This window comes from Pseudomonas glycinae (assembly GCF_001594225.2).
In the GTDB taxonomy this organism is placed as follows: domain Bacteria; phylum Pseudomonadota; class Gammaproteobacteria; order Pseudomonadales; family Pseudomonadaceae; genus Aquipseudomonas; species Aquipseudomonas glycinae.
Map to the genome: position 1 here is coordinate 3,701,626 of NZ_CP014205.2, position 14,173 is coordinate 3,715,798.

11 protein-coding genes are annotated in these 14,173 nt (G+C 59.4%); 8 read left to right on the forward strand and 3 right to left on the reverse strand.

The genetic code is table 11. The features are described 5' to 3' along the window. Window positions 1–21 precede the first annotated feature (21 nt). The 3 genes from AWU82_RS16855 to AWU82_RS16865 all read right to left on the reverse strand — a co-directional run bounded on the left by AWU82_RS16855 (window position 22) and on the right by AWU82_RS16865 (window position 3,954). Entirely contained in the window at window positions 22–396 is a 375-nt protein-coding gene (locus tag AWU82_RS16855) for a DUF6124 family protein (protein ID WP_064378622.1), read from the reverse strand. Window positions 397–917: 521 nt separating this feature from the next. Next, a complete protein-coding gene (locus tag AWU82_RS16860; protein ID WP_064378623.1) occupies window positions 918–3,353 on the reverse strand; it encodes an Ig-like domain-containing protein in 2,436 nt (811 codons plus the stop codon). A gap of 241 nt (window positions 3,354–3,594) precedes the next feature. Next, window positions 3,595–3,954, reverse strand: a complete 360-nt coding sequence (locus AWU82_RS16865; protein WP_190241490.1) for a DUF6124 family protein — start codon at window positions 3,952–3,954, stop codon at window positions 3,595–3,597. 561 nt (window positions 3,955–4,515) lie between these two features. On the opposite strand from AWU82_RS16865, the gene AWU82_RS16870 reads away from it, so the two are divergent. The 8 genes from AWU82_RS16870 to AWU82_RS16905 all read left to right on the forward strand — a co-directional run bounded on the left by AWU82_RS16870 (window position 4,516) and on the right by AWU82_RS16905 (window position 14,167). Continuing rightward, window positions 4,516–5,151, forward strand: a complete 636-nt coding sequence (locus AWU82_RS16870) for a hypothetical protein (RefSeq protein ID WP_223290641.1) — start codon at window positions 4,516–4,518, stop codon at window positions 5,149–5,151. A 186-nt stretch (window positions 5,152–5,337) separates the two neighbouring features. Beyond that, the gene (gene flhA / locus AWU82_RS16875; RefSeq protein WP_064378626.1) at window positions 5,338–7,467 is read left to right on the forward strand and encodes a flagellar biosynthesis protein FlhA; all 2,130 of its coding nucleotides are present in this window, start codon (window positions 5,338–5,340) and stop codon (window positions 7,465–7,467) included. 11 nt (window positions 7,468–7,478) lie between these two features. Beyond that, on the forward strand, window positions 7,479–8,819 hold the full coding sequence (flhF, locus tag AWU82_RS16880) for a flagellar biosynthesis GTPase FlhF (RefSeq protein ID WP_007951958.1): 1,341 nt from the start codon (window positions 7,479–7,481) through the stop codon (window positions 8,817–8,819). A gap of 113 nt (window positions 8,820–8,932) precedes the next feature. Continuing rightward, window positions 8,933–9,763, forward strand: coding sequence for a flagellar synthesis regulator FleN (fleN, locus tag AWU82_RS16885; protein ID WP_003222917.1), 831 nt, complete (start codon window positions 8,933–8,935; stop codon window positions 9,761–9,763). Further along, window positions 9,760–10,500, forward strand: a complete 741-nt coding sequence (gene fliA / locus AWU82_RS16890; protein WP_007951959.1) for an RNA polymerase sigma factor FliA — start codon at window positions 9,760–9,762, stop codon at window positions 10,498–10,500. The genes fleN and fliA overlap by 4 nt, the downstream gene beginning before the upstream one ends. 167 nt (window positions 10,501–10,667) lie before the next feature. Next, complete coding sequence (locus AWU82_RS16895) at window positions 10,668–11,039, forward strand: chemotaxis response regulator CheY (protein ID WP_064378627.1); 372 nt, start codon at window positions 10,668–10,670, stop codon at window positions 11,037–11,039. Window positions 11,040–11,056: 17 nt separating this feature from the next. Beyond that, window positions 11,057–11,845 carry a protein phosphatase CheZ gene (locus AWU82_RS16900; protein ID WP_064378628.1) on the forward strand — a complete coding sequence of 263 codons (789 nt, stop codon included), beginning with the start codon at window positions 11,057–11,059 and terminating at the stop codon, window positions 11,843–11,845. A gap of 54 nt (window positions 11,846–11,899) precedes the next feature. Then, the gene (locus AWU82_RS16905; protein WP_064378629.1) at window positions 11,900–14,167 is read left to right on the forward strand and encodes a chemotaxis protein CheA; all 2,268 of its coding nucleotides are present in this window, start codon (window positions 11,900–11,902) and stop codon (window positions 14,165–14,167) included. Window positions 14,168–14,173: the final 6 nt, after the last annotated feature.

Here is a 14,173-nt window from a genome sequence, read left to right on the forward strand (position 1 = left end):
CACGACACATCTATCAAGCCTTTACACGGAGACCTGCGACGGCGGTATTTCCAGATTATCCAGCACCCGATTCACCGCCAGTTCGCCGAGCATGATCAGTTGCGCAATCCCCACCAGCGTCCTGCGCTGCGAGGCGGGCATGAGGTGGGTGAAGTCATTGACGATGGTCCTGGCTGAGGCCAGGGTTTCGCAGGCATCGGCCAGCAGCTCTTCGTTTTTGAAGTCCGCGGTGACGGCGTACATTCTGCGGTTTTTGCGCGGTGGTGGCGTGGAGCCGGGCGGGCAGAGATAGTGATCGAGGGCGCGGTCGGCGGCTTCGTGAAGCTTTCTGGAATCGGCGGATTCGTAGGGCGAGGCGGGGTCGGTTACGGGTGGATTGGGTGTGGGTTTGATCATGGTGAAGCTCCTTTGGGGTGGAGCCGCCAAATCCAGTCGCTAAACAGGAAGGGTGGCGGCTGTACGCAGGTTAGCGAACCGGTCAAAGGCACCCGGCAGACCGCAAGGGTCTCCCGCATACAGCCACCATAACGAAATTGCAGACATACAGATCCGCAACGAAGCCTGGCACGCTGGTGCACCTTTAAATTGAGCCGAGTCGCTAAACCCGATCGCTGATTCGTCAGCGACCGAACCACAATAGAACCCGACCCCAAAGCGCACAAGCCGGCGGATTCTGGCGTAGCCGTAGGCAATGGCGCAAGGATTCGTAGCCTGTAAGGCGTGTCTGAAGGTGTCTTTTAAACGCACGAGTTTAAAAGACATTTTGTGCTGATTTCTCGGGCGCCTTCGCGAGCAAACTCGCTCCCACCTTTGGAATGCATTTCCCTGTGGAAGCGACTTTGCTGGTAAATAAATACGTTCCCTTCTTTCTTATTTCCTTTGCGTCGAGCGCGCGTGCCGTTTGTTGCGCGTCAAGCTCAGCCAGGCAGGAGACACCAGCCATGTGCCTGTGAGTTATTGCCAGTGAAACAGACGATGGACCATGCGTTCGGGTTATTGGTTGCGACCGCAAGGTATTGTCCGGCGCCACATCCATCATTACGACATAGCCAGCCGCCTGCGCTGGATACCAGTGGTCTGTATTTGATTTTCAGCACATCGATTGCTGCATTTGAAACAGGTGATCCGCCGATTGAATTCATCCAGTTGATAGCTGCGCTGATGCTGTAGGTATGTGTAGGGGTCATGACAAGGCGTACAACATTTTGTACTTTGACGGGGAACGAAACTTCACGTTGAGTGCTGTTTTCTCGCACGGTAATAGTCGCATCGCCGTTTTTGAGACCGCTGACCAGCCCGACACCATTAACTGTCGCGACATCGGTAGCGTTGGAAAAATAGTAGTAGCCGCCATCTCCAGAAGTTGGAACCCGTGTTTGTGTCGTGCCGGGTGCAGGGGTTCCGGTCAGGGCAAGAAAGTCCGCGTTGACGTTCAGGCCATTAAGCTCCATGAGGGTGGGTTCTATGGTGAAAGGATGCAATGCCTTGACGGTATAAGTGCGCAATGGCAAGGCCACCGCCGTGTCGGCATCGACGATCCTATCCAGATTTACTTCTACCTTGGTCGTCAGTTCAGTCCCGTCTTTGAGGCCCTTAAGCCATTCAACCGGCGCCTCTACCGACAAACCATCCACTGAATCATTAAGCTCTCCCGACCTGACCTCCTTGCTGACTGGATTGCCGTTCTTGTCAAAGCCTGAACACTTCACCCAGATCGGCTGCCCAGGCTCGAACAGCGGCCACTTCGCTGCGTGAATCCGCGCATCTGTTGTGAGTTCTTGAACCTTCAGCTCTGAACTCGTATTGCCGGCGATATTGGGTGTCGGCAAGCGCGGATCATTCTCGGCGACAGGTCGGATGGTCAGCGCCAAATCAGTAGATTCGTCTTCGGGTTTTCCTCCGCGAACCAGTTCCCAGCGCAACTTCATGGTTGACCCGCGCCGTGCCACGAGAAACGCTGGGTCAAGTTTGAAGTTGGCGCGTTTGTTCTCGTTGAGTGTCAGTAATGGAAAGGGTTCTGTGCCGGGTAACGGGTTAACTTCCAGCAACCGAGCCTGGTCACCCGGCAACGCTGACAGGTGTTCGACGCGCACGGTGACTCCGTTTTCGTAGGACAGCACATCAATGGGGTTGGTCGCCGGTGCCACCAGTGTTGGCGGCTTCAGATTGACCGGGGCTGTCCCTGTTACTGTGGCATTCGCCAGTTTGGAAGTGCCCACCAGATCACCGTTCGGCTTGCGCAGTTCGTAAGTCACGATGACGTTGCTACCGGCAAAGATCTTGTTGTTCGGCACTTCAAGGATGCAGGGTTTTTTCTGCCCGAACGGATCCGCTTCGACTTTGCCGCTGACGGTAACCACCACATCAGCGGGTTGCCCCGTGTTTTTCGCTGTGTACGTTGCGATGACTTCATAGTCCGCGACAAAGCGCGGGTCTATCGTCAGGACCACCAGCAGCAATGGCTTGCCCGCCAGTTTCACCAGATCGATTTCCTCGGCGTCGTCGCCGGGATAATCCTCCATCCGCTCCAACAGGATCGCCATTGGCAGACGCGTACCATCCAGGTCCTCATCTACCGTCTGCACCGGCGACCACGGTGCATCGGTGTCCGGGCTGTTGCCGAGCTGATCGGTGATGGTGTAGGAGAAATGCAGTTTTTTGTCCTGACGTTTCGCCTTGTCCAGATAGGCCCGGGTGATGGTGAAGCAAATGGTAATGGGGATTTCGTCACCGGGATTCGGCGGTTGCGGCGCCTGATTCGGATCGACCTTGGGCTTGGGCTCCAGCAGTTCGCCATTGCACTTGAGGGTGATGAGGTCATACGCCCGGCAATATGGATAGGCCACACACACTTCGGCGCTGACGAAATCCGGGCCGACGCCGTTCTTGATCGCGTCAGGCAGAAGGAGCTTGAGTTCAGAGTGGCCACCGGGATCGGTCAGGCGATCCTTCAGGCCGGGACGGATGCGGTTGTAGAGGATTTCCAGCGGTGGTGTGGATGTGCCTCGATTGGCGCTGCCACGCCTGACGGTGTAGTACAACATGTTAACCTTGTCCGGATGCAGGCGACCCTTGGGAATGCGCAACGTGGTGCGCACGTCCGGATCGACAATGGTTTCGCTGTCCAGTGCGGCCGTTTCATTCTCAAGCCAAAGCTCCATGACGTCGTCGGGATCCATGTTGCCCGCCAACGGTGGGTCGACGAGGACAACGGCGCCTTCACCGTCGGTGACCAGATCATAGGCCACCAGGGGCACGCCGATATGTGCACCTGCCACGGGCGTGGTCTGGCCGTTGACTATTGGCGGGCTAAGGACGAGAACGGTGTTGTCCGGTGGGGTTGAGGTGGTCATGGATGAGGCTCCTGCGCGGCGGGAACGGGCAGGGTTATCAGAGCGCTTAATTGCAGATTGCGCACCTGTCAGATCTGGCAGGTGTCGACGGTTTAACGACTAGTGGTCGTGTACTGTATGAAAAAACCGCCGTCCCGGTTGATTCGGAACGGCGGTTCTTTTTGTCTGGAAAGATGTGTTGCCTGTAAGTCAGCCTTCGTGAGCAAGCTCACTCCCACAGGGGGGCATCAGTGGCTACGTGTTAATTCGGTATTTCCAGATTGTCCAGCACCCGATTCACCGCCAGTTCGCCGAGCATGATCAGTTGCGCAATCCCCACCAGCGTCCTGCGCTGCGAGGCTGGCATGAGGTGGGTGAAGTCATTGACGATGCTTCTGGCTGAGGCCAGGGTTTCGCAGGCATCGGCCAGCAGCTCTTCGTTTATGAAGTCCGCGGTGACGGCATACATTCTGCGGTTTTTGCGCGGTGGTGGCGTGGAGCCGGGCGGGCAGAGATAGTGATCCAGGGCGCGGTCGGCGGCTTCGTGAAGTTTTCTGGAATCGGCGGATTCGTAGGGCGAGGCGGGGTCGGTTTCGGGTGGATTGGGTGTGGGTTTGATCATGGTGAAGCTCCGTGGTTGATTTAGCCGCCACGGCTCATCGCTAAACAAGTAAAGGTGGCGGCTGTACGCAGGTTAGCGATCCGGGCCACAGGAACCCCGGGTAGACCCTAAGGTCTCCCGCGCACAGCCACCATGACGCCAATTGTAGGAAGGAAAAACCTGCAATCGAGACTGGGCATGTTGTGTCTGTAAAGTGCCGGATCGCTAAACCCGATCGCTGATTCGTCAGCGACCGATCCACAATAGAACCCGACCCCACAGCGCACAAGCCGGCGGATTCTGGCGTAGCCGTAGGCAACGGCGCAAGGATTCGTAGCCTGTAAGGCGTGTCTGAAGGTGTCTTTTAAACACCGCAGTTTAAGGGGCGCTTGGTGCCGCCGGTCTGAAAAGACCCTCCACCTGTTAGTTCTGACAGTAGACGCGTGTTGTTTCCTGGCGCCTCATAAACCCGCAATTCACGCCGTTGCCTATTCGCACTCTGCGAGCGCAGTGGTTGATAACTCATTCACTGGAAATTCGGGGTAGAACATGACAAGGCGCGTTTACCGAAAACTGCCGGGCATGGAGATGGAGTTCGTTTCAGGGAAGCTGGAAAGGGACGCAGGCGAGCGCGCCATCTTCTATGAGGTGACGTTCAACCTGAAACTGGACTTTCTCAACTTTCTGGTCATGGCCAATCAGTTCATTCCGAGTTATCTGGATAATCCCATCAATGCGATCCGGCCTGAACTGGCCGGGTTTGCGTATCACTACTCCTACAACTACTTCTTTGGCGCAGCCGGTAATATCCGCGATAACCCGTCGTTGTTCGCTCTATTTACCGACCCCATTTATTACATGGACCAGTGGGCGAGTGATGGCGGGCCTGTAGAGCAACGATATGGAAAACCCTCGTTCACGGTAGTCGGCAACCAATTGCGCATCACAACGCGGCAGTACTTTCGGCTGGATGCGGGGGCTCTTCCGATTGAAATCAGCGACCTGCCAATCATACTTTTCGGATGGGCCTTGAATCTGATGGAAGGTCATGCGAAGTCCACTGATGTCGCGCCGGTCACCAGGGTGGTACTGATGTATACGGAGGAAGACGTTGTCGATGTCGGTGGTCACTTCGTGTTCAGGGGCACGCGCTATCTGGATAATACAGCCCTCTCTTTCGGTCAGATCACTTCGGCGCACGTTCTGGTAGCCAGTTGACTATCGGGGTTTCATCTCAGTGAACATCGCTGAGCAGGGGCGGGCGCACGACGTGCGTGCCGCCCCTTTGTGCATTCATCACCCCTCTGTTTCACGCCTTGGCAAAAGTTGGAAGGCTTCTTGCAGTAGCCGCCCTGCGCCCGCTCTGGGCGTCAAAAGTTTGCTTTAAAGGAACGGGGAAAACCGGTGGATCGCTCTCAGTTATTCAACACTGCTCGCTCGAATGTTGCCGACCTCAGTCGAGGCAATCTGGGTGTGCCGCTGTTGCTGCTGGTCATGCTGGCGATGATGATGTTGCCGGTGCCGCCGTTCCTGCTCGACGTGTTCTTCACCTTCAACATTGCCCTGTCGATCGTCGTGCTGCTGGTCTGCGTGTACGCCTTGCGGCCGCTGGATTTTGCGGTGTTCCCGACGATCCTGCTGGTGGCGACGCTGTTGCGACTGGCGCTGAACGTGGCGTCGACGCGGGTGGTGATGCTCCACGGTCAGGACGGCCACGCCGCCGCCGGTAAGGTGATCCAGGCCTTCGGTGAGGTGGTGATCGGCGGTAACTACGTGGTTGGTATCGTGGTCTTCGCGATCCTGATGATCATCAACTTCGTCGTGGTAACCAAGGGTGCGGGCCGGATCTCCGAGGTGAGCGCGCGTTTCACCCTCGACGCGATGCCCGGCAAGCAAATGGCGATCGACGCCGACCTCAACGCCGGTCTGATCGACCAGGCGCAGGCCAAGGCCCGTCGTCAGGAAGTGGCTCAAGAGGCAGAGTTCTACGGCTCGATGGACGGTGCCAGCAAGTTCGTCCGTGGTGACGCCATCGCCGGCCTGCTGATTCTGTTCATCAACCTGATCGGCGGCATGGCCGTCGGTATCTTCCAGCACAACATGACTTTCGCCGACGCCGGCAAGGTTTACGCCTTGCTGACCATCGGTGACGGTTTAGTGGCGCAATTGCCATCACTGTTGTTATCTACAGCGGCGGCGATCATGGTGACCCGTGCTTCCGGCTCGGAAGACATGGGCAAGCAGATCAATCGGCAGATGTTCGCCTCGCCGAAAGCGCTGGCCGTCGCCGCCGGTCTGATGGCGGTCATGGGCCTGGTGCCGGGCATGCCGCACTTCTCGTTCCTGACCATGGCTGCCCTGGCGGCCGGTGGCGCTTACCTGTTCTGGAAGAAGCAGAACGTGGCCAAGGTCATCGCGCTGGAAGAGGTCAAGCGTCAACAGGAGCTGCTGCCGTCGCCGGCCCGCGCCATGGAAACCAAGGAGCTGGGCTGGGACGACGTGACCCCGATCGACATGATCGGCCTGGAAGTCGGCTACCGTCTGATTCCGCTGGTGGACCGCAATCAGGGCGGGCAATTGCTGGCGCGGATCAAGGGCGTGCGCAAGAAGCTCTCGCAGGATCTGGGCTTCCTGATGCCGACCGTGCACATCCGCGACAACCTCGACCTGGCGCCGAGCGCCTATCGCCTGACCCTGATGGGCGTGATCCTGGCCGAAGCCGAGATCTACCCGGATCGCGAACTGGCGATCAACCCGGGGCAGGTCTACGGCTCGCTCAACGGCATTACCGCCAAAGATCCGGCTTTCGGCCTGGAGGCGGTGTGGATCGAAGTCAGCCAGCGCGCCCAGGCGCAATCGCTCGGTTACACCGTGGTAGACGCCAGCACCGTGGTTGCGACCCACTTGAACCAGATTCTGTACAAGCACTCCAGCGAGCTGATCGGTCACGAAGAAGTGCAGCAACTCATGCAATTGCTGGCCAAGAGCTCGCCGAAACTGGCTGAGGAGTTGGTACCGGGCGTGGTCACGCTGTCGCAGCTGCTCAAGGTGTTGCAGGCGTTGCTGGCCGAACACGTGCCGGTGCGCGATATCCGCAGCATTGCCGAAGCCATCGCCAACAATGCCGCCAAGAGTCAAGATACCGCCGCTTTGGTGGCTGCTGTGCGGGTTGGCGTATCGCGCGCCATCGTCCAAAGCATTGTAGGGACTGAGTCGGAGCTGCCAGTTATCACGCTGGAGCCAAGGTTGGAACAAATATTGCTCAATAGTCTGCAGAAGGCAGGACAAGGCTCGGAAGAGGGGGTTCTGCTGGAGCCGAGCATGGCCGAGAAGCTGCAGCGTTCGCTGATCGAAGCGGCGCAGCGCCAGGAAATGCAAGGTCAGCCGGTGATCCTGTTGGTAGCAGGCCCGGTTCGCGCGATGCTCTCGCGCTTTGGTCGCCTGGCAGTTCCCGGACTGCATGTGCTGGCCTACCAGGAAATTCCGGACAACAAGCAAGTGACCATCGTTGCGACAGTAGGGCCCAACGGCTGAGGTAGTGGTTTATGCAAGTTAAGCGTTTTTTCGCCGCCGATATGCGTCAGGCCATGAAGCTGGTTCGTGATGAGCTGGGCGCTGATGCCGCCATCATTGGCAACCGCCGCATCGCTGGCGGCGTCGAGCTGACCGCGGCGCTCGATTACAAACTGTCTGCGCTGGCCCCGCGTGTTCCGAACATGGAACTCGAGGATGAGCTGCGCAAGACCCAGTCGCGCATCGTCACCGCCCAGGCCGAGCTGAGCCTGCGTGGCGAAGCCGACGGCAACACCAATCGCCAGTTGTTCGCCGGGCTGCCGTTGACGGCCGGCCTGCCGCTGACCGCTGCCGAGCCGCTGACCGAACCGACCTACGAGGCTCCGGCTCGTCCGGCACCAGCGCCTGCAGCGGTTTCCGCTGGTGTTGACCCGCGTGCACTGGACTCGATGCGTTTCGAACTCAACAGCCTGCGCGAACTGATGGAAGTGCAACTCGGCACCCTGGCCTGGAACCAGCTGCAAGGCAGCCGTCCGGCTCAGGCCAATCTGTACCGTCGTCTGCAACGCATCGGTCTGTCCGGTCCGTTGTCCCGGGATCTGCTGTCGATGATCACCGAGATCGACGAGCCTCGTCAGGCCTGGCGCATGCTGCTGGCGCACCTGGCGCGGATGATTGCCGTGCCGGAAGTCGAGCCGCTGGAAGAGGGCGGGGTGATTGCGATGGTCGGCCCGGCCGGCATGGGCAAGACCACCACCCTGGCCAAACTGGCCGCCCGCTACGTGCTCAAGTACGGCGCGCAGAACATCGCGCTGGTGAGCATGGACAGTTTCCGTATCGGTGCTCAGGAGCAACTCAAGACGCTGGGCCGCATCCTCAATGTGTCGGTGACCCACGTCGATCCGGGCCAGTCCCTGGTGCAGGCGCTGGATCCACTGCTGCGCAAACGCGTGGTGCTGATTGACACCGCCGGCCTGCAGGCCAGCGATCCGGCCCTGCGCATGCAGCTGGAAAGTCTGGCCGGTCGTGGCATTCGGTCAAAAAATTATCTGGTTCTGGCAACCACCAGCCAAAAACAGGTTCTAACCGCCGCTTATCACAGTTACAAGCGTTGCGGGCTTGCCGGCTGCATCCTGACTAAACTGGATGAGACGGCCAGTCTGGGCGAAGTGTTGAGCCTGGCGATCAGTCACGAACTGCCGGTTGCCTACCTGACCGATGGCCCACGGATTCCGGATGATCTGCATCTGCCGCGGCGTCATCAACTGGTCAGTCGCGCCGTCAGCGTGCAAATGCAGGAAGAACCCAGCGAAGAAGCCATGGCTGACATGTTCGCTGATATCTACCACAGTCCGACCAAGCAGGTTGGCTGAGGTAATGAACAGTTTTCGTACCTACATCGATGGCCTGCCACGCATTGTTCCGGTTGTGAACGCGCAGCCAGTAATGTGGCCTCCGTCTATGCAAGACAAGGTAAAGAAATAACATGGGCAGCATGCATCCCGTACAGGTGATCGCGGTGACCGGCGGCAAAGGTGGCGTCGGCAAGACTAATGTGTCAGTGAACTTGTCCCTGGCCCTGGCAGAGCTTGGCCGTCGGGTCATGCTGCTGGACGCCGACCTGGGGCTGGCGAACGTCGACGTTCTGCTGGGCCTCACACCCAAACGCACCCTGGCCGACGTGATCGAAGGCCGCTGCGAGCTGCGCGACGTGCTGTTGCAGGGCCCCGGCGGGATCCGCATCGTGCCGGCCGCTTCCGGCACCCAGAGCATGGTTCACCTGAGCCCGGCCCAGCATGCCGGCCTGATTCAGGCGTTCAGCGACATCGGCGACAATCTCGACGTGCTGGTGATCGACACCGCTGCGGGTATTGGTGACTCGGTAGTCAGTTTTGTTCGCGCAGCGCAGGAAGTGTTGCTGGTGGTCTGCGACGAGCCGACCTCGATCACCGACGCCTACGCGCTGATCAAGCTGCTCAACCGCGATTACGGCATGAACCGCTTCCGCGTCCTGGCCAACATGGCCCAGAGCCCGCAGGAAGGTCGCAATCTGTTCGCCAAGTTGACCAAGGTCACGGATCGCTTCCTCGACGTCGCCCTACAATACGTCGGCGCGGTGCCCTACGACGAAAGCGTGCGCAAGGCGGTGCAGAAGCAGCGTGCGGTCTATGAAGCCTTCCCGCGTTCCAAGTGCGCACTGGCGTTCAAGGCGATCGCACAGAAGGTCGACACCTGGCCGCTGCCCGCCAACCCGCGCGGCCACCTCGAATTTTTCGTCGAGCGCCTCGTGCAGCAAACGGCAGGACCTGTGCTATGACCGCCAGCGGTATGAACCTTTACAAAAAGTCGGCGCGTGACGCGCAGTACGAGTTGATCGAGCGTTACGCGCCACTGGTCAAACGCATCGCCTACCACTTGCTGGCGCGGTTGCCGGCCAGTGTGCAGGTCGAAGACTTGATCCAGGCCGGGATGATCGGTTTGCTCGAAGTCTCGACCAAATACGACGCCAGCAAGGGTGCCAGTTTTGAAACGTACGCGGGCATCCGGATCCGCGGCGCGATGCTCGATGAAGTCCGAAAAGGGGACTGGGCTCCGCGCTCGGTTCACCGCAATACCCGTATGGTCAGCGACGCGATTCGCTCGATTGAAGCTAAAACCGGCCGTGACGCTAAAGATCATGAGGTTGCGGCCGAACTCCAATTGAGTCTCGACGATTACTACGGGATTTTGAACGACACCCTGGGCAGCCGCCTGTTCAGTTTCGACGACCTGTTGCAGGACGGCGAACACGAAGGGCTGCACGAGGATGGCGCCAGTGCTCATCTGGAGCCGTCGCGCGATCTGGAAGACGAACGTTTCCAGGCCGCGCTGGCGGACGCGATTGCCAATTTGCCGGAGCGTGAGCGACTGGTGTTGGCGCTGTACTACGACGAAGAGCTGAACCTCAAGGAGATCGGTGAAGTCCTTGGCGTCAGTGAATCGCGGGTCAGCCAGTTACACAGCCAGTGCGCGGCCCGCTTGCGGGGGCGTTTGGGGGAGTGGCGAGCGCGCTGAAGGCAGTGTGGGGACACTGCGAACGAGGCTGGTGCGGTGGTGAACGGCACCGGTCTTGCTCTGTTGTGCTCCAGACAGTCATCGAGTGTTTTGCCGGATTGATTGAAATGGCGCGTCCAGGTGCTGGGCGCGTTTAAGACTGCTTGGAGGTCGAATTGAACAAAGACATGAAAATCCTCATCGTTGATGACTTCTCAACGATGCGGCGGATCATCAAGAACCTGTTGCGTGATCTCGGGTTCACCAACACCGTTGAAGCCGACGATGGCGTCACTGCCATTCCGGTGCTCAACAGCGGCAGCATCGACTTTCTGGTGACCGACTGGAACATGCCCGGCATGACCGGCATCGATCTGCTGCGCCACGTGCGCGCCGATGAAAAGCTCAAGCACCTGCCGGTGCTGATGGTGACTGCTGAAGCCAAGCGCGAGCAGATCATCGAAGCGGCCCAGGCCGGCGTTAACGGCTACGTGGTCAAACCTTTCACGGCTCAGGCGCTGAAAGAAAAAATCGAGAAGATTTTCGAACGCATCGGCTGATGACGCGCGGGGGAGCTATGGAGCATAACGAATCTTCATTGGGCGATTTCGAGTCGACCCTGAAAAAACACGCAGTCGAACTGGTCGAAAGCCTTGAAAAAGGCAAGTTCGGCGACGCCGTGCAACTGATCCATGAGCTCAATCAGACCCGTGACCGTGGCCTGTACCAGGAAGTGGGCAAGCTCACGCGTGAACTGCACAGTGCGATCGTCAACTTCCAGATCGATCCGCACATGCCGCAGGCTGAGGAAGTGTCGCAAATCACCGACGCTACCGAGCGCCTGGGCTACGTGGTCAAACTGACCGAAGCTGCCGCCAACCGCACCATGGATCTGGTGGAAAGCGCGACCCCCGTGGTCAATGGCCTGGCTGACGAAGCCCAGGCCTTGAGCGCCGATTGGAGCCGCTTCATGCGCCGTGAGGTCGGGGCTGAGGAGTTCCGTGAGCTGGCGCGCCGGGTCGACGGTTTTCTGGCACGCAGCAGCGCGGACAACCGCGCGGTGTCGAGCAATCTGAACGACATTCTGCTCGCCCAGGATTACCAGGATCTCACCGGCCAGGTGATCAAACGCGTGACCCAGTTGGTCACCGAAGTCGAAAGCAACCTGCTCAAGCTCGTGCTCATGGCCAGCCAGGTGGACCGCTTTGCGGGCATCGAACATGACCGTGCGGCGATGCTTGCTGAAAAAGATCCACAAAAACATCTCTCGCAGGGTGAAGGTCCGCAGATTCATGCCGATAAACGAGAAGACGTTGTGTCCGGTCAGGACGATGTGGACGATTTGTTATCCAGCCTTGGATTCTAGAGTTTTGGAATTATAGGTTTTTTGGGTTTTTAGACCTGTAGGAGCACCCCATTAATGAGCTTCGGCGCCGATGAAGAGATCCTTCAGGATTTCCTGGTTGAGGCCGGCGAGATTCTTGAGCAACTGTCCGAACAACTGGTCGAGCTGGAAAGCCGCCCGGATGACGCAGATCTGCTCAACGCAATTTTTCGCGGTTTCCACACTGTAAAAGGGGGCGCCGGCTTCCTTCAGCTCAACGAGCTGGTGGAGTGCTGTCACATCGCCGAAAACGTGTTCGACATCCTGCGCAAGGGCGAACGACGCGTAGATGCAGAACTGATGGACGTGGTGCTCGAAGCGCTGGACGCGGTGAACAGCATGTTCAGCGAAGTCCGCGATCGCAGCCCGATCACTGCCGCCACCCCGGAACTGCTGGCCGCCCTGGCGCGTCTGGCCGAACCGCAATCGGCGGATGAAGTTCCGGCTTCGCCCGTTGCCGAGATGATCGAAGAACTGGTCGTCGAAGGCGATTCGGGTGACATCACCGATAACGAATTTGAACAGTTGCTGGACTCGCTGAACGCCGTCAAGGCCGAAGCCGAAGCCCCGGCGGCTGCCGCTGCACCTGCTTCCACCGAAGCGGCCAGCGATGAAATCACCGACGCCGAGTTCGAGTCGCTGCTCGATCAGTTGCACGGCAAGGGCCAGTTCGCGGCCGACGCCGTGGCTCCGGCTGCTGCGGCACCTGCTGCTCCGGCGGCGGGCGACAGCTCGGACATCACCGACGACGAATTCGAAGCCTTGCTCGATCAGTTGCACGGCAAGGGCAACTTTGCCGTCGATGCGCTGGAGTCGGCGATTGCTGCGGTCCCTGCGACGGCTGCTCCGGCAGCCGCTGCGGCCGGTAGCGATCTGATCACCGACCACGAGTTCGAATCGCTGCTCGACGATCTGCATGGCAAAGGCAAGTTCACTGACGTCGCCACCGGTGCCGTCGTGACTGCCGGCAATGCTTCGGCGGTTGCAGCGCCAGCTGCGAAGGCCCCGGCCGCTGCGGCAAAACCTGCTGCAAAAACACCTGAGCCGAAAGCTGAACCGGCCAAGCCAGCCGCTGCAGCACCGGCTCCGGCCCGTGCACCGGCGACGCCGCCACCGGAAAAACCGACGACTGAAGCCGAAACCACAGTGCGTGTGGACACCGCACGTCTCGACGAAATCATGAACATGGTCGGCGAGCTGGTGCTTGTGCGTAACCGTCTGGTGCGCCTGGGCCTGAACAGCGGCGACGAGTCGATGCAGAAGGCCGTGTCGAACCTCGACGTGGTCACCGCCGACTTGCAGACCGCGGTGATGAAGACCCGGATGCAGCCGATCAAGAAAGTCTTCGGCCGCTTCCCGCGTCTGGTTCGCGATCTGGCACGCCAGCTCAAGAAAGAGATCAACCTGGAACTGGTGGGTGAAGAGACCGACCTCGACAAGAACCTCGTCGAGGCATTGGCCGACCCGCTGGTCCACTTGGTGCGCAACGCCGTCGACCACGGCATCGAGTCGCCGGAAGAACGCGAAGCCTCGGGCAAGGCCCGTGGCGGCAAGGTGATCCTGGCGGCCGAGCAGGAAGGCGACCACATCCTGCTGTCGATCTCCGACGACGGCAAGGGCATGGACCCGAACGTCCTGCGCGCCATCGCCGTGAAACGCGGTGTGATGGACAAGGATGCCGCCGATCGCCTGAGCGACACCGAGTGCTACAACCTGATTTTCGCCCCGGGTTTCTCGACCAAGACCGAGATCTCCGATGTGTCCGGCCGCGGTGTGGGCATGGACGTGGTGAAGACCAAGATTTCCCAGCTCAACGGTTCGATCAACATCTACTCGACCAAGGGCCAGGGCTCGAAGATCGTCATCAAGGTGCCGCTGACGCTGGCGATCATGCCGACCCTGATGGTGATGCTCGGCAACCAGGCATTCGCGTTCCCGCTGGTGAACGTCAACGAAATCTTCCACCTCGACCTGTCGACCACCAACGTGGTGGATGGCCAGGAAGTGGTGATCGTGCGGGACAAGGCGCTGCCATTGTTCTACCTCAAGCGCTGGCTGGTCAGCTCCGCCGCTCACGAAGAGCAGCGCGAAGGCCATGTGGTGATCCTTTCGGTGGGCACCCAGCGGATCGGCTTCGTCGTCGATCAACTGGTCGGCCAGGAAGAAGTGGTCATCAAGCCATTGGGCAAAATGCTCCAGGGAACTCCGGGCATGTCCGGCGCCACCATCACCGGTGACGGCCGCATTGCACTGATTCTCGATGTTCCGAGCATGCTCAAGCGTTACGCCGCACGGCGTATTTGAATCCGG

Excerpts from the sequence above, each read along its gene's own strand:
- AWU82_RS16855 (WP_064378622.1), bottom strand. The coding sequence starts at position 396 with ATGATCAAACCCACACCCAATCCACCCGTAACCGACCCCGCCTCGCCC.
- AWU82_RS16860 (WP_064378623.1), bottom strand. The coding sequence starts at position 3,353 with ATGACCACCTCAACCCCACCGGACAACACCGTTCTCGTCCTTAGCCCG.
- AWU82_RS16865 (WP_190241490.1), bottom strand. The coding sequence starts at position 3,954 with ATGATCAAACCCACACCCAATCCACCCGAAACCGACCCCGCCTCGCCC.
- AWU82_RS16870 (WP_223290641.1), top strand. The coding sequence starts at position 4,516 with ATGGAGATGGAGTTCGTTTCAGGGAAGCTGGAAAGGGACGCAGGCGAG.
- flhF (WP_007951958.1), top strand. The coding sequence starts at position 7,479 with ATGCAAGTTAAGCGTTTTTTCGCCGCCGATATGCGTCAGGCCATGAAG.
- fleN (WP_003222917.1), top strand. The coding sequence starts at position 8,933 with ATGGGCAGCATGCATCCCGTACAGGTGATCGCGGTGACCGGCGGCAAA.
- fliA (WP_007951959.1), top strand. The coding sequence starts at position 9,760 with ATGACCGCCAGCGGTATGAACCTTTACAAAAAGTCGGCGCGTGACGCG.
- AWU82_RS16895 (WP_064378627.1), top strand. The coding sequence starts at position 10,668 with ATGAAAATCCTCATCGTTGATGACTTCTCAACGATGCGGCGGATCATC.
- AWU82_RS16900 (WP_064378628.1), top strand. The coding sequence starts at position 11,057 with ATGGAGCATAACGAATCTTCATTGGGCGATTTCGAGTCGACCCTGAAA.
- AWU82_RS16905 (WP_064378629.1), top strand. The coding sequence starts at position 11,900 with ATGAGCTTCGGCGCCGATGAAGAGATCCTTCAGGATTTCCTGGTTGAG.